The following is a 20403-nucleotide window of genomic DNA, read 5'->3' as shown; positions in this document are numbered from 1 at the left end:
TCATCGCCGCCGAGTCTGAGAAGGTCGTAAAAACTGGCCCGGACCCGGCATCAACCGTGGCACGGGCCATGGGAATCCACAGGGAGAGGTGGAATGACTCAATCTAACGGAAAGGATTGCGCGGGGCTCACGCGTCGCGGGTTTCTGAAGACCTCGGCTGCGACGGCCGGCGTGACGGTCGGCTCGGGGATCATCGGCGCTCCGATGATCTGGGCGCAGAACATCAAGGACGTGACCCTGAACCAGGTCGGGCCGTCCTATTCGGTCATTGCCGATATCGCCGAAAAGGCCAGCGCCGATCTGGGCTTCAAGATCGTGCCGCAAACCGCCGACAGCACGGCCCTGATGGCCAAGGTTGTCAGCCAGCCCGAGACCATCGACATCGCCGACCTTGAATTCTGGGCGATGCAGAAGGTGTGGCGTTCGGGCAAGCTGCAGCCGGTAGAAGTGGCCAAGATCGCGAACTGGTCCAAGATGACGCCGCTGATGAAGGACGGCAAGAATTTCGACGGCTCCGAGCTTTCGCGCCAGGGCACCATGCCGTTCGAGGTGATGTTCACCGGTGGCCCCGGCGATACCAGCTTTGCCGGGGAAGCGACCGACTACGCCACCACCATGCCCACTATCTTCAATGCCGACACGGTGGGTATCCGCTCGGACCTGATCGGGCGGCCGGTTGAAAGCTGGGCCGAACTGTTCAACCCCGAGTTCAAGGGAAAGACCGCGCTGGTGAACATCCCGCAGATCGGGATCATGGATGCGGCCATGGCGATCGAGGCGATGGGCGAGCTGACCTATGGCGACAAGGGCAACATGACCCGTGAGGAGATCGATCACACCATTACCCGGTTGATCGAGCTGAAGAAGGCTGGCCAGTTCCGCGCCTTCTGGAGCACCTTCGACGAATCCGTGAACCTGATGGCCGGAGGCGAGGTGGTAATCCAGTCGATGTGGTCGCCCGCCGTCACCGCCGTCAAGTCACGGGGCATCGGATGCGTCTATCAGGGGCTGAAGGAAGGCTATCGTGGCTGGGGCCTCGGGATGGGTCTGATGGGCCATCTGGAAGGGCTGAAGCTGGAAGCCGCCTATGAATACATGAACTGGTATCTGACAGGCTGGCAGGGTGCGTTCATCGCGCGGCAGGGCTATTATTCCTCAGTTCCCGAGACTGCCAAGGCCAATCTGACCCCGAATGAAATCGGCTATTGGTACGAGGGCAAGCCCGCGACCGAGGACATCCTGGACCCCTATGGGGCGGTGATGGACAAGGCCGGCGCCGTACGCGACGGCGGCTCGTTCGAGGATCGCATGGGCAATGTCGCCTGCTGGAACACGGTGATGGACGAAGAACGCTATATGGTCCAGCGCTGGAACGAGTTCATTTCGGCCTGATCGCGCGGGGCAGGCCCACCGCCTGTCCCGGCATTTCCTTCGGAACGGCATCCGCCCGGAGAATTCCTGACATGTCCGCAAGATCGCCCGGCAGCGGGTCGCAGTTGACCCCGTATCTACAGGTCGCCCCGCTTGCCCTTCTCATTCTGGCGCTGGTCGGCATCCCGATCGGCACCGTCTTCATGCTGAGTTTCTGGGAGTCGGACGGGATATCGGTCTATCCCGCCTTCACCTGGCAGAATTACCATGACGTGCTGACTGCCAGCGTCACGCTGTCCCTGTTCGCCAACACGTTGAAATACGCGGCGATCGTGCTGGTGGCGACGGTGCTGATCGGCTTTACCTGCTCGTATTTCCTTGTCTTTTACGTGCGCAATCTGAAATGGCAGATCGGGCTTTTCCTGCTCTGCACGATTCCGTTCTGGACCTCGAACGTGATCCGCATGGTCAGCTGGATCCCCTTTCTGGGCCGCGAGGGGCTGTTCAACCAGATGCTGATGCAGGCCGGCTTGATCAGCCAGCCGCTGGACATCCTGCTCTATTCCGATTTCGCGGTGGTCCTGACCTATATCCACCTGTTCACGCTGTTCATGATCGTTCCGATCTTCAACAGCATGGCCAAGATCAATCCCAACCTGATCGAGGCTGCGCGTGACGCCGGCGCCAATCCCTTCCAGATCCTGACCGGCATCATCATTCCGCTGTCGAAAACCGGAATCGCGCTTGGCTCCATCTTTGTCGTCACGCTGGTGATGGGCGATTTCTTCGTCGTCCGGGTCATGAGCGGGGGGCAAAGCGCCTCGGTCGTATCGGCCATGAAGAACGAGATCGACCAGCTTTTCTATCCGCAGGCCTCGGCGATGGCGGTGTTGCTGGTCTTGGTGGTCGTCTTGATGATCTCGGCCATCCTGCGGGTGGTGGATATCCGCGCCGAGCTTGCAAGATAGGGGGGCGGTCATGTCGCAAAGCACACCCACGCGCCGGGGCGCAGACTTCTATATCCTCGCCGCCTTCTTCGGCCTTTTCGTGCTGTTCCTCTATGGACCGATGCTGATGATCTTCATCCTCAGCTTTCAGGGGCCGACGGGCGGGCTGACCTTTCCGATGCGAGGCGTATCTACCCACTGGTTCCACGACCTGTGGACGTCGAGCCGCTATGGCGACCTTAGTGGGGCCTTCCGCCGCTCGCTGATCCTTGGCGTCATGGCGATGCTGATCACGGCGACGGTGTGCCTGTTTGCGGCACTGGGCTTTCGCCGCAGGTTCTGGGGCGCGGGCCCGATCTTCTATCTGTCGATCATCAGCCTGATTGTTCCCGGCATCCTGCTGGGGCTGGGCATCAGCCAGCTTTTTCAGATTCTCGGCCTTCGGCTGAGCTGGTGGCTTTCGGGGCTGGGCGCGCATCTCAGCTGGACGCTGCCCTTCGGGCTTCTGATCATGTTCGCCGTGCTGAACCGCTTTGACAGCTCGTGGGAGGAGGCCGCCCGCGATGCCGGCGCGCGCCCCTGGCAGGTCTTGCGGCTTGTCACCGTGCCGATCCTGTTCCCCGGCCTGATCGCGGTCGCCCTGTTCGGCTTCACGCTCTCCTATGACGAGATGCCGCGCTCGCTTCTGACCGTCGGGGGCAAGAACACGCTTCCCATCGAGATTTCGAACATGACAACCAATGTCACGACGCCAGCGCTTTACGCGATCGGGACCGTGACCTCAGCCGTCAGCTTTCTGGTGATCGCGCTCGCCTTCGCGGGGATTGCCGTCATCCAGAGGCAGCGGTCGCGCGCCAAGCGGGGAAAGAACTGAATGACCGAACAAAGTCGCATCGACATCCGCAATGTCACCAAGCTTTACGGGCGGGCAAAGGCTGTCAACAACGTCGACCTGACCATTGATGGCGGGGCCTATTGCTGCATGATCGGCCCATCGGGTTGCGGAAAGACTACACTCCTCAGGATGATCGCCGGGCATGAGACGCCGACCTCCGGCACCATTTCGATCGGCGGGACCGATGTGACGACAACCCGCACCGGAAACCGTGGAACGGCGCTGATGTTTCAGAACTACGCGCTGTTTCCGCATCTGTCGCTGACCGACAACGTGGCCTTCAGCCTGCGCGTAAAAGGGGTTCGCGCCGATGAGCGTCGGCGGGCAGCACGCGAAATGCTGGAGCGGGTGCAGCTCCTGCATCTGGCGGACCGGGTGCCGTCCGAGCTGTCTGGCGGCCAGCAACAGCGGGTCGCGCTGGCCCGCGCATTGATCAACAAGCCCAAGGTTCTGCTTCTGGATGAGCCGCTATCGGCACTGGACGAATTCCTGCGGTTGAAGATGCGGGTCGAATTGAAGCGATTGCAGAACGATCTGGGCATCACCTTCATTCACGTCACCCATACCCAGCCCGAGGCGATCGCCCTGGCGGATCAGGTGGTGGTGATGGATCACGGGTTGATTGAGCAGGCAGCCAATCCGCGCGAGATCTACAATCGCCCGCACAGCCCTTATGTCGCGCGATTCATGGGCGGCCAGAACGTGCTCGCCGGCCGGGTCGAAAGCACCGATGGTGTCACGGCGGTCGTGGCTGGGCAGAATGGGCTGACTTACGATCTTTCGGTCGGTCCAGAAGTCCGGAGCGGGCAGGAAATGCGATTCTCGGTTCGGAGGGACCGTATCGGGACGACGACCGGGGCCGTCCCGCGCAACGGCCTTTCAGGGACGGTCACGAATATCGAGTATCAGGGCACTTTCGTGAAGATCGCCCTCGATACCGGGCTCGACGAGGAATTCATCATCTACATGGACGATGACGTCTATTTCGCCCATCCCCGCGATGTGGGCGAGGTCGTTCATGCCGAATGGAACCCGGCGCTGAACCATCACCTGCCCGGCGCGAACAACTCGGCGGGCACGCCGCACGAGGATTAGGATGAAGCCCGCGGTCCAGATCATCGCCCTTGGCGGCACGATCGCCTGCACGCCCGATACCGGCGTCTCCGGCGTGGCGCCGGGCCTGACCGGCGCCGATCTGGTGGCGGCGGTCCCGCAGCTTGCCGGTCTGGCCGAGGTCTCGGCGCGCAATCTTTCGAACCTGCCCTCGACCGAGATCGGCGTTCCGCTGGTGATCGAACTGGCCAGCACGATACGCGCGCATGAGGCAAAGGGCGTCGCCGGCGTCGTGGTGACGCAGGGCACCGATACGATCGAGGAAACGGCGTTCCTGCTGAACCTGTTGCACCGGGGTCCGGTCCCCGTCGTGGTCACGGGCGCCATGCGCAACCCCTCACTTCCGGGTGCCGACGGGGCGGCGAACCTGTTCAATGCCGTCGCCTGCGCGGTGGACCCGCAATGCCGGGATCTGGGGGTGATGGTCGCCTTCGACGACATGATCCATTCGGCCGCCTGGGTGCAGAAACGCGACACCTCGTCAACGGGCGCCTTCTGGTCGCCGGCCCCGCTGGGCTGGATGACCGAGGGGCGGCCTGCCCTTTATGCGAGGCCCCGGCGAAGTGCGGCCTTCGACCTCCCCCGCGACGCGGCCTTGCCCTTCGTCCCGATCCTGAAGCCGGGCCTTTCCGACCCGCCGCTGCTGGTCGAGGCCTGCCTTGCCGCCGGCGCAAGGGGCATAGTTCTGGATCTTGCGGGCGGAGGGCATGTGCATTCCGCATGGCTCGATCCCCTGACAAGGGCCGCGCGGGATATTCCCGTCGTCTTTTCCAGTCGCACCCGCGGCGGCCGCGTGCTGTCAAAAACCTATGGCCAGATCGGGGGCGAGATAGATCTGCTGGCCCGCGGACTGCATGGAAGCGGCGATCTGGACGCGCTGAAGGCACGGCTGGTCCTGATGCTTGCCCTGATGACCGGCGCGTTCGAACGCTTCCACGAATTTAGCGATCTGGGGTGGCGGCAGGACTGATATCCGGCGTCGTTCCTGCCGGAAGACCCATGAAAAACTCAACTGGGAGACCATGATGGCAAAGAAGATATACTGCGCGTTCGGCACCGACATCGACTCGGTCGCGGGCTGGATAGGCTCCTATGGGGGCGGTGACAGCCCCTCCGATATCCAGCGGGGCATCTTTGCGACCGAGGTGGGCATCCCGCGTCTTTTGCGCCTGTTCAAGAAATACGACCTGCGCACCAGCTTCTTCATTCCCGGCCATTCGCTGGAAACCTTTCCGGACCAGATGCGGATGATCGTCGATGCCGGCCACGAAGTCGGCGCGCATGGCTATCTGCATGAGAACCCGATCGCGATGACCCCCCAGCAGGAGGAGGACGTTCTGGTCAAGTCCATCGAGCTGATCGAGGGCCTGACCGGACGCGCGCCGCGTGGCTATGTCGCGCCTTGGTGGGAGATGTCGAACTCGACCGCCGCGCTGCTTCAGAAATACGATTTCAGCTATGACCACTCGCAGGGCTATCGCGACTTCCAGCCGTTCTATGCCCGCGTCGGCGATCAATGGAATGTCATCGACTATACCAAGCAGGCCAAGGACTGGATGCATCCGCTGAAGCACGGCAAGGAGATCGATCTGGTCGACATTGCGGCCAACTGGTATGTGGACGACCTGCCGCCGATGATGTTCATGAAGAAGTCGCCGAACAGCCACGGCTTCGTCAATCCGCGCGATATCGAGGAGCTGTGGCGCGACCAGTTCGACTGGGTCTATCGCGAGATGGACTATGCCGTCTTCGCCTTCACCATCCACCCCGATGTTTCCGGTCGCCCGCAGGTGCTTTTGATGCTGGAGCGCCTGATTGAATACATCAATGGCCATGATGGCGTCGAATGGGCAACCTTCGAGGAGATCGCCGACGACTTCCGCCAGCGCTATCCCTTTGCCTCGGCCAACCGGCCCGAGGTGATCTGAACGAAAGGACGCGTCATGTGCAGTGCTTGCGGCTTTCCCGCCGCGCCCGGTCACTGGACGGATGCGGGCGCGCAGACGCCCGGAGACAGGCTGCGCCTGCGCTTTGCCAGGCTGGAGGCGATCAACCGCCTTCTCGCCGCCTATGGGCTGAAGGCCTGGGATGATGGCGTGACCCCCGGCCTTCAACTTTTCGCGCCGGGTGGGCAGCGCGAGCTGGTCCCGGATCTGGCATCGCTTTGGGAAGCGGCCGAGCGGATGGCGGGCCAGCCCGTCGATCCGCTCTCGGACCGTGCACTTGCCGGTGGCTGAGGCCACGCGGTCGGATGGCCGCCTGCCCGTGATCATCCTTGGCGGTTTTCTCGGGGCCGGGAAAAGCACCTGGCTGCGCCACCAGCTGCATGAAGGCCGCTTCGCCGGGTATCATCTCCTTGTGAATGAGGCTGCCGAAACCCCGGTCGACAACCTGCTGCTGAGTGGTGCCCGCAAGATCAGCGTGCTGGCCGGGGGCTGTGCCTGTTGTGCCGGGCTGCCGGATCTGCTGGCGACCCTGCGCGCACTATGTGACGCCGCAAGTGGCAAGGAGGCGGGGCGCATAGCGGGCATCCTGTTGGAAACCAGCGGCCTTGCCGATCCGGGTCGTATCGCGGCAGCGATGGCGGAGGATCCGGTTCTCTCGCGCCGCCTCGTCCTCGATCAGACGCTGGTTCTGGTCGACAGCCTGCACGGGGTGCAGCAATTGACCGCCGAGGATCTGGCACGTGCCCAGATCGAGGCCGCGGACGAGTTGATCCTGACCAAGCCCGCCGCGGCCGATCCAGTGACGCTGGCCCGGCTTGCCCTGTCCCTGAGCGTGCTCAATCCCGGCGCGATGCTTTCCGCCGCTGAACAGGGTGTGGCCGTGCCGCTGCCAGAGCCTGTCCCCGGACTTGCCCCCCTCGATCTGCCCGCCCTCGGTCGATCCGAACCGATCCTGCCCTACCGTCTTGATGTCGGCCGCGATGGCGGATGGGTGGCACTCTCGACCTGGCTATCGGCCCTGCTTCACGCGCGGGGCGATGACATCGTGCGGATCAAGGGCGTCGTACGGACACCCGCCGGTCGTCTCTTGCTGCAATCCGTGCGGCGGGTGGTCCAGTCGCCCGAGATCCTTCCCGACGACGATGAGGCCCTTGCCGGACCCGCGCCAGAGGAGGGCGTCATCGTCCTGATCGGTCGCGGCATGGACGCCGAAAGGCTGGCCCTGTCATGGCGGCGATTTGGCACATGACAGGACCATAGCCCCCTAGTTCATCGGCGCGCCCGCACCGCGGCTGGCCATGGGCGAGAGCGCGCGGGGCAGGAACTTGCCGCCTTCCTTCGCCCCGAGGATCTCGCCCTCCCGCATCACCACCTCGCCCCGCAGGATCGTTGCATGTGGCCAGCCCGTGACCTCGAACCCTTCCCACGGCGTATAGTCCGAGCCGTGATGCATCAGCGACTGACTGATCGTCACCTTTCGCGCGGGGTCCCACAGCACGATGTCGGCGTCATAGCCCGCAGCGATCGCCCCCTTCGAGGTCAGCCCATAGATCCGCGCATGATTGGTCGAGGTCAGGGCAACGAACTCGTTTTCGGTGATCCGGCCTTTGGCCACGCCCTCCGACCACAGGATCGGCATACGCACCGCGACCCCCGGTATGCCGTTCGGAACCCATTTGAAGGCCGTTCGCGCCTTGGGGTTTTTCTTGCCCATCTCGCCCTCGAAATAGAACGGGCAATGGTCCGAGGAAAATGTCTGGAACACCCCTGTCTGAATCCCGTTCCAGATCGCCTCCCAGCTTTTGTGATCGCGAGGCGGTGGTGAGCAGACATATTTGCTGCCGGTCTCGTCCATGTTCAGACCCTTGAGGTCATCCGCCGTCAGCGAGACATACTGGGTGCAGGTCTCGCCCATGATCTTCAGCCCGCGATTGCGCGCCCATCTGATCTGCTCCATCGCCTCGCCGCCCGAGACATGGACAATCATGATCGGAACGCCCGTCAGTTCCGCATGGCTGATGGCACGGTGGGCAGCCTCGCGCTCGACCGACTGGGGACGGGACACGGCATGGTAATAGGGCGCGACCTTTCCGGCCTTCTCAAGCTTTTCGGTCATGAAGCGGATGGCGTCATAGCCTTCGCAATGGACCATGACCAGGGCGCCATACTCGCCCGCGGCATCGAACACCTCGAGCAATTCGCGATCGTTCAGCACCATGTCCTCATAGGTCATGAAGACCTTGAGCGAGGTATAGCCCGCCGCCACGAGCGCAGGGAGTTCCTGCCCCAGCACGGCGGGGGTCGGATCGGTCAGGATCAGGTGAAAGCCATAGTCGCAATAGGACTGACCCTCGGCCTCCTTGTGGTAATCCTCGACCGCCTTGCGCAGGGACATGCCGCGCGATTGCAGCGCAAAGGGAAGAACGGTGGTGTTGCCGCCCGCGATGGCGGAACGGGTGCCGCTCTCAAAACCGTCGGCCATCGCCGGCCCGCCAAAGGCGGGTTGGGCCAAATGCACATGGCTGTCTATACCGCCGGGCATGACCCGAAGCCCGGTGGCATCTATCTCTTGCTTGCCCTTCGCCAGTTCCAGCCCGACCGCGATGATCTTGCCGTTGCGAATGCCGACATCCGCCCGCGCCGTGTCTGCGGCGGTGACCACGGTGCCGCCACGGATGACCAAGTCGTATTCCTGCATGATGTCCCTCCTCACACCATCACGTCGCCGCCATTGGGCGACAGCGTTTGCCCGCAATAGAACGCCCCGCCCTTTTCCGAGGCAAGCAGCAGCGCGGTCGGCGCGATCTCGTCCGGCTGGCCGAAACGCTCGACCGGCAACTGACCCTTCTTCATCGCGAGCCATGCATCGCTGTGGCCCATCAGCAGCGGGGTTTCGACCGGGCCGGGAGCGATGCTATTCACCATGACATTATGCGCCGCCCCCTCGTAGGAAAGCGCGCGGGTCAGCCCCACGACACCCGCCTTGGCGGCGACATAGGCGGCAAGGCCCGGCGCGCCCTTATATGCCAGCTGCGAGGCGATGTTGACGATCCGACCGTAGCGCCGCTGCAGCATTCCGGGAAAATAGGCGCGGGTGACCAGAAAGACCCCGCGCAGGTTCACGCCCAGCATCCGGTCCCATTCGGCAACCGAAACCTCGCCAAAGGGCTTGTCCTTGCCGCCGATGCCCGCGCAATTGACCAAAATGTCGGGCTCGCCGATCGCATCCCTGGTCCATTCGGCCAATGCCGAGACCTGCGCCTCATCGGCGACGTCGCATTCCATCGCGGCAAGCCTGAGCGACCGGGCATTGAACTGTTGCTCCAGCGCCTGCGCCCCGGATGCATCGCCAAAATGGCAGATCGCCACGTTGGCCCCCGCATCCGCGAACAGGCTGGCGATGGCCGCCCCGATGCCCCGACTGCCCCCGGTGATCAGGGCGTTACGCCCCTTCAAGGAGAATGGTGTCGCGATAGCGTTCATTTCGTGCCTTCCTGAAGTCGAAGCCAGTCCAGATAGTTGCGTATGCCTTGTTCCAGGGTCATCCGGGGGCGATAGCCCAGATCGCGCTTGGCCGCGGAAATGTCGAAGCGTTCCTGGCGCATGTCGCCCGGATCATCGCCCGGGGCGACCTCGATCCTCGCCTCGGGGATGACCCGCTTCACCGTCTCGGCGACCTCTGCCAGCGTCAGCCACGACCCTCCGGTGATGTTATAGGCCTGTTGCGGCAGCGCCTCCCGGTCAAGGGCTGCGATCATCGCGTCGCATGCGTCGTCGATATGCAAATACTGGCGCGGGAAATCGCGCCCATAGGGGAAATGCGTCGTCCGCCCGGCCATGACATCGACCAGCATCTGCCGGATCAAGCAGGCCGTGCTGCGGCGCGGGCCATAGACCCAGCCGATGCGCAGGTTCACCGTGTCCACGCCGAATTGCAGCTTATAGGCGTTCATCACATGCTCGGCAGCGGCCTTCGACGCTCCGTACATCGTGTCCGGGACCATGACCGTATCCTCAGAAACGGGGGCCGGGGGCGTCACGCCATAGGCGGTCGCGGTCGAGGCGAAAACCACCCGTACGCCTCCGATGATCCGGGCAAGCTCACCTATATTCGCGGCGCCGCCAATATTGACCTGCACCATTTGGATCGGATGGTCGGGCGACACCATCGGCCCCGAAAACGCCCCGCAATGGACGATCTTTCCGATGTCATGCGCCCTTGCGATGGCATGAAGGCCGTGGATGTCGGTCACGTCGCATTCGCGGACCTCGCGCCCGTCGACCTCTGTCGCCACGCGGTCGACGGCAATGACCCTGGTTCCGCGATCTTCGAGCTTGGTCCGCACCGCATTGCCGATCAGGCCGGCGGCGCCGGTGACCAGAACATGTCTCTCGCTCATTGGGGTTCCTTCACGGTCAGGCCGCATAGCGTTCGATCGGCAGTTCCGCGCCGAGAAGCATACGGGTGTAATCATGCTGCGGGTTGGCAAAGATGCGTTCAGTCTCCCCAATCTCGACGATCTTGCCGTGGCGCATCACCGCCACGTTATGTGCCAGCGAGCGGACCGAGTTCAGGTCGTGGGTAATGAACAGCGTCGCGAGATGCATCTCGCGCTGCAACTCGCGCACCAGGTCAATGATCTGCGCGCGCACCCGGATGTCGAGCGCCGTCGTAGGTTCGTCAAAAACCACGAAATCCGGGCGGGTCGCCAAGGCCCGCGCCATCCCAACCCGCTTCTGCTCGCCCGCGGTCAACTCATGGGGATAGACCTCGGCCAGACGCGCGGGCAGGCGGACAAGGTCAAGCATCTCCTGCACCCGCGCTTTCCGCGCGACCGGGCTGGCCATCGTCGGGTCAAGCGCAAGCGGCTCAGCGATCAGCCGTGCCACCGTCCAACGCGGGTTCAGCGCGACATAAGGCTCCTGAAACACCATCTGGATATTGCGCCGCAGCGGGCGGAAATCCCGGTCCGGCAAGGTCAGGATATCGCGCCCGTCAAACTGCACCCTGCCGCTGTCCGAGCCGAGCAACCTGACAAGGCACTGGCCCACGGTTGTCTTTCCCGAGCCGCTTTCGCCCACCAGCGCCAGTGTCTCGCCGCGTGGTACGGTAAATGAGACGTCATCCACCGCTTTGACCACATGCCCCGACGGGGTCGGGAAATGCTTGACCAGATTGACCACCTCCAGCAGCGAGGCCGCCTTGGCCGGCTGCGCGCGCCCCGATCGCACCATCTGTGCCGGGCGCGCCCGTGCCGAGGCCAGCAGTTCCGCGCCATAGTCCGTCGCGGGGCGATTGAGGAAACCGGCCGTCGCGCCTTCCTCGACAATGCGGCCCTCGCGCATGATCGCCACCCGGTCGCAATAGCGTGCGACGATGCCAAGGTCATGCGTGATGATGATCGCACCCATTCCGGCCTCGCGGCAGCGCGCGACCAGCAGATCGAGCACCTGGACCTGAATGGTGGCATCCAGCCCCAGCGTCGCGTCGTCGGCAAGGATTACCCGAGGCTCGGCGATCAGGGCCATGGCGATGATCACCCGCTGGGCCATGCCGCCGGAAAGCTGATGCGGATAGGCCTGCGCGCGTTTCTCGGGATCGACGATACCCACCTTGGCGAAAAGCGAGACCGCCGCGTCATGGGCTGCTCCGGCACTCAGTCCCTTATGGGCGCGCAGCACGTCCGCCACCTGCTCGCCCACCGGGCGGACCGGGTCCAGAAGCGACTTGGCATCCGTCCCGATCAGGGCCACGCCCCCACCGCGCAACTGCCGCAGTTCGCCTGCGGACATCTGTCGCAACTCACGACCGCCGATCTGCACGGTCCCCCCGCTGATGCGCCCCTTGCCGGGCAGGAGGTCGATCAGCGCGCGGGCGAGAACCGATTTCCCGGCGCCGGTCTCGCCCACGATGCCCAGAACCTCGTCGGGGCGAAGCTGCAGGCTGACACCGTGCAGCACGGTCTTGTCCCCGAAGGCAACCGACAGATCGCGGGTTTCAAGCAATGGTTTCCTGTCCTGCATTTCCATCAGGCTCTCTCCCTGCGGGGATCAACATAGTCGCGCAGGGCATCCGCCATCAGGGCGAAGCTCAGCACGGAAAAGACGATGGCAAGTCCGGGGAACAGCGCGACCCACCAGACGCCGAGTATCATCTGCTGCGATCCGACCGAGACCATAAGCCCCCATTCCGGCAGCGGCATCCGAACTCCTGCCCCAATGAAGGACAGGCCCGCGGTCAGCAGGATCGCCATCCCGATCGAGATCGAGATCTGGACGATTGCCGGCGTCAGCGCATTGGGCAGGATATGGCGGAACATGATCTGGCTGTCCGTCGCGCCCGAGCAGCGCGCCGCGGCGATGAAGGGCCGGTCACGCAACGACAGCGCTTCGGCCCGGATCAGGCGGGCAAAGATCGGGACGAAAAGCACCGCAAGCACGATGGCGACGTTCCAGATCTCCTGCCCCATCACCGATACCAGCGCCATGCCCAGGACAAAGACCGGGAAGGACTGGATGAAGTCGAATACGCGCATGACGAAGGTGCTGGCCCAGCCGCGGTAATATCCGACGACAAGGCCCACGGGTACGCCGATGACAAAGGCCACCGCGACCGCGACGATAGAGATGAGCAGGTTGACGCGCGTCGCATAGATGATGCGCGAATAGATATCCATGCCGGACACATCTGTGCCCAGCCAATGCGCGCCCGACGGCGGCTGAAGCGAGGCCAGCGGGTCTGCCTCGGTCGGGGCATGGGTGGCCAGAAGCGGCGCGAAGATGATCGCGACCACCTGAAGGAGAAGCAGCGCAAGCCCGAAGGCGGCTCCCGGCCGGCTGAGGATGAAGGTAATGAAGTTCCTGATCTGCGACATGGCTGCTCCCTCAGACCTGAATCCGCGGGTCGGCCAGTTCGTAGAGAATGTCCACGATCAGATAGACCACCAGGATGAAGACGGCCGCAACCAGCACGAAGCCCTGCAGCGCGGGATAGTCGGAATAGGTCACGGCCTGCACCGCGTATTGGCCAAGGCCGCCCCATGAGAAGATCGTCTCGACCAGGACCGCGGCGCCCAGCAAAAAGCCGATGAGAAAGCCGACAAGCGTGATGACCGGCGGCAGGCTGTTGCGCAGCGCGTTTCGGACGATGCGGGTTTGGCTCAGCCCGCTGGCCCGCTGGTGCCGGATGAAGTCCGACCGCCAGATGTCGGCAAAGGTGGTCTTGGTCATCTTCATCAGCGCCCCCGCATTCACGATGGTCAGCGTGAGGACCGGTAGAAGCAGGCGTCCCGCTGCCGATTTCAGCGCCGCGAAATCCCCTGCGATCACGGCGTCGAACGTATAGAAGCCGGTCACAGCGGGCGGTGGCGAGACCATCGGGTCGATCCTGCCAAAGGGCGCGGCGGCGATTCCGAGGGTGCTGAACAGAAAGAAGATCAGCAAAAGCCCGACCCAGAAATCTGGAATCGCTCCGGCGGCCATGCCATAGAAGCGGCTGATGTAATCGGCGATCCCACCGGGACGGACGACCGCCAGGACTGCGACGGCGACCGCAATCAGGATGGTCAGGATCATCGCATAGAAGATCAGCTCAAGCGTCGCCGGCGCCCGCTCCATCAGGTCGACGGCCACCGGGTTAGAAGTAAACAGCGAAACCCCCAGATCGCCCTGCAGGACGCCACCCAGGTAATGCACGAATTGCTGCCAGAGGCTTCCGTCGAGCCCCAGTTGCTCGCGCAGGTTGGCGATGCTTTCCGGGGTCGCCATGTTGCCCAGCATCAACAATGCCGGGTCGCCGGGCAGCAGCCGGACCAGCATGAAGGTCACGAAGATAACGCCCAGCATCTGCGGCATCACCATCGGAAGCCGCGTCAGGACGATGCGCAGCGTACGCGGCAGACGCCGCCAGGTCGTCGAAAAGCTCATGTCGGTCATTCCATCAGGGAAGGATGCCCGCCGGATGGCCCGGCGGGCGACATCTCGGTTCAGAGATCATTCCTTGTAGAAGTCGAACCACGCATTGCCGTTGGGCGTGTACCAGGAAAAGCCCTTGACGTTCTGGCGCGTCGCAAGCTGGTAGCCGGGGTTGAACAGGAAGACCCAGGGCGCGTTTTCCATGGTGATCTGCTGCACGCGCTTCATGTCCGAGAGCCGCTTCTCCTCTTCGGTCGAGGTCAGCGCGCTGTTGATCAGCTCGTTCACCTCGTCGCTGTGGAAGCGTGAATAGTCGATCAGCGAATTGCTGTTCAGCCACAGGTTCGCCACATAGGCTGCATCGGGAACGATCGCCATGTCGCGGAAGAAATACATCGGGATCTGGCCCTTCGTATAGCGCTCGACCAGAGTCGATGCCGGCAGCTTGGACAGGGTAACGTCCACGCCCGCCTTGGCGAAGGCGGTCTTCAGGATGACCGCAAGCTCTTCCTCAAGCTGGTCGCCCGTCCGATAGCCAAGCTCGGTCTGGAAGCCGTCCGGCAACCCTGCCTCGGCCAGCAGGGCCTTGGCCTTTTCCACATCATTCCCGAAATCGTAGTATTCTTCGGTAAAGGCCGGATAAATCTCTGAAATCGGGCTTTTTGTCGGGCGGGCGGTGTCGAAATAGACGGCCTTCGCGATCTCATCCCGCGGCACAAGGTAGTTCAGCGCACGGCGAACCTTGGGATTGTCGAAGGGTGGGGTTTCATTCTGCATCTCGACCCGGTGGACGAAGTTCCCGAACACCTTGTTGATTGTCACGCCCGGCATCTGCCCCAGCATCGAGAGTTCGCGCGGCGACAGGTATTCGGCCACGTCGACCGCCCCGGCCTGCAATGCCGCAAGGCGGTTGGCACTGGTCGGCATCTCGCGGAAGATGACCTTCTTCAGCTTCGGCGCGCCGCGGTAATAGTCCGCGTTGGCCTCATAGATGATTTCCTGCCCCGGTGCGTATTTGGTCACCTTGTAAGGTCCGAAGGATGCCGAGTTGGTGGCAAGCCAGCGCTGTCCCCAGGGATCCGCGTCGGTCAGGTGCTCCTTCATCGTGTCCGAGTCGAGAATGCCCAGATCGCTGTTGATCCACAGCTTTTCCAGCAAAGGCGACGCGTTCGGGATGCTGACCTTGACGGTCATGTCATCGATCTTTTCAAAGGCCGTGTCGAAATCCTCAATCTTGAGGATCTGGGTCATGTACCAGTGGAAGTTCGACTTCAGGTTCCAGCCGCGCTCGAACGACCACATGACGTCATCGGCATCCAGCGGATGCCCCGCGCCGCTGACCACGCCGGACCGCAGGTGGAAGGTGATCGACTTGAAATCGGGTGCCACCTCCCAGGATTCGGCCAATGCGCCGGCGACCTTCGAGAAATCCTCATAGGAGATGCCGTCCTCGCCCTTCTTCATCTCATAGGTCAGCAACCGCTCGTTCACGTTGCGGCGCAATTCGTGGACGGCCTCGGTCGGCGGATATTCCTGATCGAGGGATTCCGGGGTGCGGGGGCCGGCGACGATCAGGATTTCCTGCGCGTTTTGCGCCCAGCCCGGCTGAGCGGCGAGGGGTGCGGCGAGGACCAGCGCCCCCAGAGCGGTCTGCATCAGCAAGCGCCGGCTGGGGAAAAGAAGCGTCTTGAGTTCCAAGTCAATGTCTCCCTGCGTTGAAGCTGGTGACCTGTTCCGTCTTCGCGAAACTTGGGGCTCGCAGCTGGTTTACTTGATTGGATACAATGAAAAGGACAATGTTGGACTGTGTCAATTGAAATTGCCGGGGCGACATGCGATATCGGCTGAAAGCATGTAGATCGCGCGGAGCAGACATGAATGCTCAGGTTTTAGGCTGACATTGAACCGCACGGGGGCATTTCAGAAAGCTCATGAACAGCAAGGAAAATTCGGCGGACGGCCCTTCTCAGAAGCGCCGTCACGGCTATACCGAGCAGGAGATCACGCGCCGCCTGATCGAGGCGATATTCGAACAGCGCTTGCCGCCGGGGGAAAGGATCACCGAGGCGAAGCTTGCCGAAATCTTCGGTGTCAGCCGGACCGTCGTGCGTGCCTCGATGGGCAAGCTTTCGGAGATCGGAGTCTTCAAGAAGACGCCGAACCTTGGCTATACGATCGCGGCCCCCTCGCGCGCGGAAGCCAGAATGATGCTGGACGTGCGGAAGATGATCGAACCGGGAATGGTCCATTCGATCGCGCTGACCCGCTCGGCCGAGGATCTGGAGCGCCTGAACCATCACATCGCGACCGAGGAAGCAGCGCGAAATGCCGGAGACCGCTCAACCCTCGTCCGTCTGACCGGAGAGTTTCACCTAAAGCTGGCCGAGATCAGCGGGAACGTCTATCTGGTCCACATCCTGACGCAACTGCAGGTACTGACCTGTCTTGCGATCCTGGTTCACGCGGAATCCGAGACGGGATGCCCGCGGGACGAGCACAGCAGCATCGTTCGCGCGATAGCCGTTGGCGACGGAGAGAAAGCCGCCGCCAAAATGGCGCATCACCTTTCACATATCGCGGATGAGTTGCAGCTCGACAGGCCCCGGCCTGAACCCAGTTTGGAAAGTGCACTTCAATGGCTGGGCGGGTTGGGCCGGGCAAGTTAGCCTGTGCTTTAGCCAGGCTCCTGCCCGGCCCGACGACCTGCACCGGCTATTGAGCCTGCCGACGGCGGGGCTGCGGGACATCCTGTGAGTCCGCGACCCGCACCAGAACGGCAAATACGTCAAAACCAATTCCTATGCCGCCCGGCGGCCAAAGGTCCGCTGGGACATTATTTCCCTACTAGATCGGGGCTTCGACCAGAGCCAGCAGTGCGTGACGCATGCCACATTTTCTGAGAACAAGCGCCTGAGCGAAGTGCATCTCTATATTGGGGCCAGCAGTCACAGTCGCAAACGCGCTATGCAAGAGCCGTCAGACATGGGCAGTCCCGACGACCTGATAGATGCAGTGGCTGGAAGGCCGATCCGCAGCGCGCGCAGACCGGGCTTTGCCGCCCCGGACCGCTGGTCATGTGCCGCCTTGTGCTCGCCCTCGGGCGACAGGTGAAGGAATGCCGCAGACGCGATGACGGCAATGATGCTTCCTAGCTTGGCAAGTAGAGCGGCGCCGATGCGCGCGATCATCCGCGGCGTGCCGCTCATCGCGAGGATGGCACCCGCCGCAAGGCATAGGAGCACAATGCCGATGCGCGGGCAGGTTTGCGCCCGGTGACGACACCAATCTAGGTATTTCTTACATTCTACCCTACCGCGCTCACGAGGTCGGCAAATCGGTTCGCTGGCCCCATGCCGACCAAGGGACGACGGGCCGGGGAAACGAATCGTTGCCGCAGTTTCGGGGCGGGTTCAGCCTTCACATCAGCGGTGCGATCACGTTGTCGCCCCACCGCAGCTTCTATCCTGGTCCGCATCAAGGGCATCATGAAAGGAGAAGTGCATGTCGATCCGTCCCGATCCCACATTCCACGCGACGCCCCGGCTGGCCATGGAGGCCGAGCCCGAGAAACTGGCTTATACACTTCTGCTCAGCCCGGATTTCTCGCAGCCCGATGCTTTGGCAGTGGTCGATCTCGATCCGAAATCGCCGAAATTCGGGCAGGTCATCAGCACCCTGGTGATGTCTGAAAAGGGCGACGAGTTCCATCATTTCGGCTGGAACGCCTGCTCATCCTCGCTGTCTCCGCTGACGGGACATGCCTTTCTGGAAAGACGCTACCTGATCATTCCCGGGCTGCGCTCGTCCCGCATTTATATCGTCGATACCAAGCCCGATCCGCGCCACCCCAAGATCCACCGCGTCATCGAGCCAGACGAGGTCTTTCGCAAGACCGGCTATTCCCGCCCCCATACCATCCATTGTGGACCCGAAGGGATCTATGTCTCGACCCTTGGAGGGGCTGGCCCGGACGGAACCGACGGCCCGCCCGGCATCTTCATCATGGATTGCCAGACCTTCGACGTCATCGGCCGCTGGGAGATCGAACGAGGTCCGCAAGACAAGCATTACGATTTCTGGTGGAACCTTCCGCGCGATTACATGGTCTCCAGCGAATGGGCACTGCCGCCGCAGTTTGAAAACGGCATCGTCCCCGAGCAGCTTTTGGCCAACAAATACGGGCATCGACTGCATTTCTGGGATCTGCGGGCACGCAAACATGTGCAGGTGATCGATCTGGGCGAAAACCACCAGATGGCGCTGGAGGTACGCCCCGCGCATGATCCGGCCAAGCAATATGGCTTTGTCGGCGTAGTGGTGGACACGACCAACCTGGAAGGCTCGATCTGGACCTGGTGGCGCGAGGGCGCCGAGTTTCATTGTCGCAAGACCGCGACGATCCCGCCGGAAGCCGCCGATCCAAAGGATCTGCCGCCGCTGCTGCAAGGCTTCAAGGCGGTCCCGCCGCTGATCACCGATATCGACCTGTCGCTCGATGACCGCTTTCTTTACGTCTCGTGCTGGGGCACGGGCGAGATGCGGCAATATGATGTCAGCGATCCGATGCAGCCGAAACTGACAGGCTCGGTCCATGTCGGAGGGATCACGCGCAAGACCCCGCATCCCAACGGCAAGCCCTATGCCGGAGGCCCCCAGATGGTCGAGATCAGCCGTGACGGCAAGCGCGTCTATTGGACGAATTCGCTTTATTCGACATGGGACGAGCAGTTCTATCCCGGCGGCGTGCCCTCGGCGATGGTCAAGGCCGATGTCGGGGCGATGGGCGGCTTGACCCTTGACGCCGGTTTCTGGCCCGAGTTCCCCGCCGGCTATCGGGCGCATCAGATCCGGCTGGAAGGGGGGGATTGCTCGACCGAATCCTTCTGCTACCCCTCGGTCTGACGTGGAGGGCTGGGGGCAGGCCGGGCTGTGGCTGTCGGTGCTGTTGAGCGGAGCCTATCACGGGGCAAACCCCGGCATGGGCTGGCCCCTGGCGGTGTCGGCGGGGCTGATGGGGCGCGGGCGGCGCGACCTGCTGTCGGGCATGGGGCAACTGGCGGTCGGGCATCTGGCCTCGGTCCTGGCGATATTGCTGCCCTTTGCGCTGGCCCTGTGGCTGGTCGCCTATCAGGACAAGATCCGGATCGCCGCGAGCCTGCTGGTAATCCTGTTCGGCTGCTATCGGCTGGTCGAGCGCCGCCACCCGCGCGGGCTGGCACGGATCAGGCCCGGGCAATTGGTGCTGTGGTCCTTTGCGATCGCGCTGGTCCACGGGGCCGGGCTGATGATCCTGCCGATCTATCTGGGCCTGTGCCGCACGGATGGCCATCATGCCGCGGCATTGGCTCAGCTTGCGCCGGGGAACATCGGGACGGCGATCGCGGTCGCGGTCGTGCATACGGTGGCGATGGTCGCCGTCGGGGGCGGTATCGCGCTGGCGGTTCACGGCTGGCTGGGGTTGGGTTTCGTCTCGCGCAGCTGGTTCAATCTTGAGACTTTCTGGGCGCTCAGCCTGATCACGATTGGTCTTCTGGGGCTGGTTTCGTGAAAAGGGGCGTATCTGACCGCAATTCGTCGGACCGGTCATGGGCTTGTTCCTCCGAATGCGTATGCCCATAGGGTCGTCCACACGACCACCGAGCACCCTGCCCTGCTTGGCAAAGTTAAGTCATTGATACCAACATGTTATATCGAAGTGACGCGTGAAAAACCTCTGACGGTTACTTCAGCTTCGCCGGCAGGTTCGTGCTCGGGGCAGAACTACCTGCGTGTGACGACATCGACGACTCCTCGGCCCGAGATTTCCGCAGTGTCGTCTTGAAATTGATACGCCCTGATCCACGCCGTGCGTCCGGATAAAGACATCCGGTCCGGCGACACCTTCACGCCGATGTCTCGAAAGCGAATAGTGCCAAACTCCTTTCGCGCTCGTTGACCTTTAGCCTGCGGTTGATCGGGGCACGGGCAGCGCAGCTCGTGAGGTCATGAGCCTTCTCCCTTCAAGACCCGCTCAGCGTATCAGTTTCCGACGGGGCGGTCGTCCAGCTCAAGCAGTCCACTCGAAACACACACGTATCTGTGGACTGCAATGGACCGGACGGAGCGAAGCCCCTTTCTGTCGCGGAACGAGAAAGCCTGTATCTGCCCGCCCCCCCGATCACATGTTCGGGTAGTTTGGCCCGTCACCGCCCTGCGGGGTGGTCCAGACGATGTTCTG

At 62.8% G+C, this 20403-nt stretch carries 18 protein-coding genes; 11 read left to right on the top strand and 7 right to left on the bottom strand.

Going from position 1 to position 20403, the window contains the following annotated elements; all coding sequences use genetic code 11:
- The first annotated feature begins 93 nt into the window (after positions 1-93).
- The 8 genes from RM190_RS21505 (at position 94) to RM190_RS21470 (ending at position 7521) form a co-directional block, all read left to right on the top strand.
- Complete coding sequence (locus tag RM190_RS21505) at positions 94-1392, top strand: ABC transporter substrate-binding protein (protein WP_311761535.1); 1299 nt, start codon at positions 94-96, stop codon at positions 1390-1392.
- 71 nt (positions 1393-1463) lie between these two features.
- Complete coding sequence (locus RM190_RS21500; RefSeq protein ID WP_390908823.1) at positions 1464-2339, top strand: ABC transporter permease; 876 nt, start codon at positions 1464-1466, stop codon at positions 2337-2339.
- 10 nt (positions 2340-2349) lie between these two features.
- Positions 2350-3192, top strand: a complete 843-nt coding sequence (locus tag RM190_RS21495; RefSeq protein WP_311761533.1) for an ABC transporter permease — start codon at positions 2350-2352, stop codon at positions 3190-3192.
- The gene (locus RM190_RS21490; RefSeq protein WP_311761532.1) at positions 3193-4308 is read left to right on the top strand and encodes an ABC transporter ATP-binding protein; all 1116 of its coding nucleotides are present in this window, start codon (positions 3193-3195) and stop codon (positions 4306-4308) included.
- Between the two features lies 1 nt (position 4309).
- Entirely contained in the window at positions 4310-5296 is a 987-nt protein-coding gene (locus tag RM190_RS21485) for an asparaginase (protein WP_311761531.1), read from the top strand.
- 55 nt (positions 5297-5351) lie between these two features.
- Positions 5352-6254 (top strand): polysaccharide deacetylase family protein, encoded by a 903-nt coding sequence (locus tag RM190_RS21480; RefSeq protein ID WP_311761530.1) that lies wholly within the window; start codon positions 5352-5354, stop codon positions 6252-6254.
- Positions 6255-6269: 15 nt separating this feature from the next.
- Positions 6270-6563 (top strand): hypothetical protein, encoded by a 294-nt coding sequence (locus RM190_RS21475; RefSeq protein WP_311761529.1) that lies wholly within the window; start codon positions 6270-6272, stop codon positions 6561-6563.
- Positions 6556-7521, top strand: a complete 966-nt coding sequence (locus RM190_RS21470) for a CobW family GTP-binding protein (protein ID WP_311761528.1) — start codon at positions 6556-6558, stop codon at positions 7519-7521. Before RM190_RS21475 ends, RM190_RS21470 begins: the two co-directional genes overlap by 8 nt.
- A gap of 15 nt (positions 7522-7536) precedes the next feature.
- Here the strand turns inward: RM190_RS21470 and hydA are convergent, their stop codons facing one another.
- The 7 genes from hydA to RM190_RS21435 form a co-directional block, all read right to left on the bottom strand.
- Positions 7537-8970 (bottom strand): dihydropyrimidinase, encoded by a 1434-nt coding sequence (gene hydA, locus RM190_RS21465; RefSeq protein ID WP_311761527.1) that lies wholly within the window; start codon positions 8968-8970, stop codon positions 7537-7539.
- An 11-nt stretch (positions 8971-8981) separates the two neighbouring features.
- Complete coding sequence (locus tag RM190_RS21460) at positions 8982-9755, bottom strand: SDR family NAD(P)-dependent oxidoreductase (RefSeq protein WP_311761526.1); 774 nt, start codon at positions 9753-9755, stop codon at positions 8982-8984.
- Positions 9752-10672: an NAD-dependent epimerase/dehydratase family protein gene (locus RM190_RS21455; RefSeq protein ID WP_311761525.1), complete on the bottom strand. Its 921-nt coding sequence runs from the start codon at positions 10670-10672 to the stop codon at positions 9752-9754. The genes RM190_RS21460 and RM190_RS21455 overlap by 4 nt, the downstream gene beginning before the upstream one ends.
- A 16-nt stretch (positions 10673-10688) precedes the next feature.
- Positions 10689-12302 carry an ABC transporter ATP-binding protein gene (locus RM190_RS21450; protein ID WP_311761524.1) on the bottom strand — a complete coding sequence of 538 codons (1614 nt, stop codon included), beginning with the start codon at positions 12300-12302 and terminating at the stop codon, positions 10689-10691.
- A complete protein-coding gene (locus RM190_RS21445; protein WP_311761523.1) occupies positions 12302-13147 on the bottom strand; it encodes an ABC transporter permease in 846 nt (281 codons plus the stop codon). Before RM190_RS21445 ends, RM190_RS21450 begins: the two co-directional genes overlap by 1 nt.
- A gap of 10 nt (positions 13148-13157) precedes the next feature.
- The gene (locus RM190_RS21440) at positions 13158-14198 is read right to left on the bottom strand and encodes an ABC transporter permease (RefSeq protein WP_311761522.1); all 1041 of its coding nucleotides are present in this window, start codon (positions 14196-14198) and stop codon (positions 13158-13160) included.
- Between the two features lie 66 nt (positions 14199-14264).
- The gene (locus RM190_RS21435) at positions 14265-15842 is read right to left on the bottom strand and encodes an ABC transporter substrate-binding protein (protein WP_311761558.1); all 1578 of its coding nucleotides are present in this window, start codon (positions 15840-15842) and stop codon (positions 14265-14267) included.
- Between the two features lie 275 nt (positions 15843-16117).
- Between RM190_RS21435 and RM190_RS21430 the strand changes: the two genes are divergently transcribed.
- From RM190_RS21430 to RM190_RS21420, 3 genes are all read left to right on the top strand, one after another.
- Positions 16118-16852: a GntR family transcriptional regulator gene (locus RM190_RS21430; protein ID WP_311761521.1), complete on the top strand. Its 735-nt coding sequence runs from the start codon at positions 16118-16120 to the stop codon at positions 16850-16852.
- Positions 16853-17687: 835 nt separating this feature from the next.
- A complete protein-coding gene (locus tag RM190_RS21425; protein WP_311761520.1) occupies positions 17688-19088 on the top strand; it encodes a selenium-binding protein SBP56-related protein in 1401 nt (466 codons plus the stop codon).
- Between the two features lies 1 nt (position 19089).
- Complete coding sequence (locus RM190_RS21420) at positions 19090-19734, top strand: hypothetical protein (protein ID WP_311761519.1); 645 nt, start codon at positions 19090-19092, stop codon at positions 19732-19734.
- The last annotated feature ends 669 nt before the right edge of the window (positions 19735-20403 follow it).

This window comes from Paracoccus broussonetiae (assembly GCF_031854425.1).
GTDB lineage: Bacteria > Pseudomonadota > Alphaproteobacteria > Rhodobacterales > Rhodobacteraceae > Paracoccus > Paracoccus broussonetiae.
The sequence above is the reverse complement of the archived record's forward strand: the minus strand, read 5'-3'. Positions and strand labels throughout refer to the sequence as shown.

Bases quoted from the DNA above. Each gene is read 5' to 3' on its own strand.
- RM190_RS21425 (WP_311761520.1), top strand. From the start codon at position 17,688: ATGTCGATCCGTCCCGATCCCACATTCCACGCGACGCCCCGGCTGGCC.
- RM190_RS21445 (WP_311761523.1), bottom strand. From the start codon at position 13,147: ATGTCGCAGATCAGGAACTTCATTACCTTCATCCTCAGCCGGCCGGGA.
- RM190_RS21485 (WP_311761531.1), top strand. From the start codon at position 4,310: ATGAAGCCCGCGGTCCAGATCATCGCCCTTGGCGGCACGATCGCCTGC.
- RM190_RS21460 (WP_311761526.1), bottom strand. From the start codon at position 9,755: ATGAACGCTATCGCGACACCATTCTCCTTGAAGGGGCGTAACGCCCTG.
- hydA (WP_311761527.1), bottom strand. From the start codon at position 8,970: ATGCAGGAATACGACTTGGTCATCCGTGGCGGCACCGTGGTCACCGCC.
- RM190_RS21455 (WP_311761525.1), bottom strand. From the start codon at position 10,672: ATGAGCGAGAGACATGTTCTGGTCACCGGCGCCGCCGGCCTGATCGGC.
- RM190_RS21435 (WP_311761558.1), bottom strand. From the start codon at position 15,842: ATGCAGACCGCTCTGGGGGCGCTGGTCCTCGCCGCACCCCTCGCCGCT.
- RM190_RS21505 (WP_311761535.1), top strand. From the start codon at position 94: ATGACTCAATCTAACGGAAAGGATTGCGCGGGGCTCACGCGTCGCGGG.
- RM190_RS21490 (WP_311761532.1), top strand. From the start codon at position 3,193: ATGACCGAACAAAGTCGCATCGACATCCGCAATGTCACCAAGCTTTAC.
- RM190_RS21475 (WP_311761529.1), top strand. From the start codon at position 6,270: ATGTGCAGTGCTTGCGGCTTTCCCGCCGCGCCCGGTCACTGGACGGAT.
- RM190_RS21480 (WP_311761530.1), top strand. From the start codon at position 5,352: ATGGCAAAGAAGATATACTGCGCGTTCGGCACCGACATCGACTCGGTC.
- RM190_RS21440 (WP_311761522.1), bottom strand. From the start codon at position 14,198: ATGAGCTTTTCGACGACCTGGCGGCGTCTGCCGCGTACGCTGCGCATC.
- RM190_RS21495 (WP_311761533.1), top strand. From the start codon at position 2,350: ATGTCGCAAAGCACACCCACGCGCCGGGGCGCAGACTTCTATATCCTC.
- RM190_RS21450 (WP_311761524.1), bottom strand. From the start codon at position 12,302: ATGGAAATGCAGGACAGGAAACCATTGCTTGAAACCCGCGATCTGTCG.
- RM190_RS21500 (WP_390908823.1), top strand. From the start codon at position 1,464: ATGTCCGCAAGATCGCCCGGCAGCGGGTCGCAGTTGACCCCGTATCTA.
- RM190_RS21430 (WP_311761521.1), top strand. From the start codon at position 16,118: ATGAACAGCAAGGAAAATTCGGCGGACGGCCCTTCTCAGAAGCGCCGT.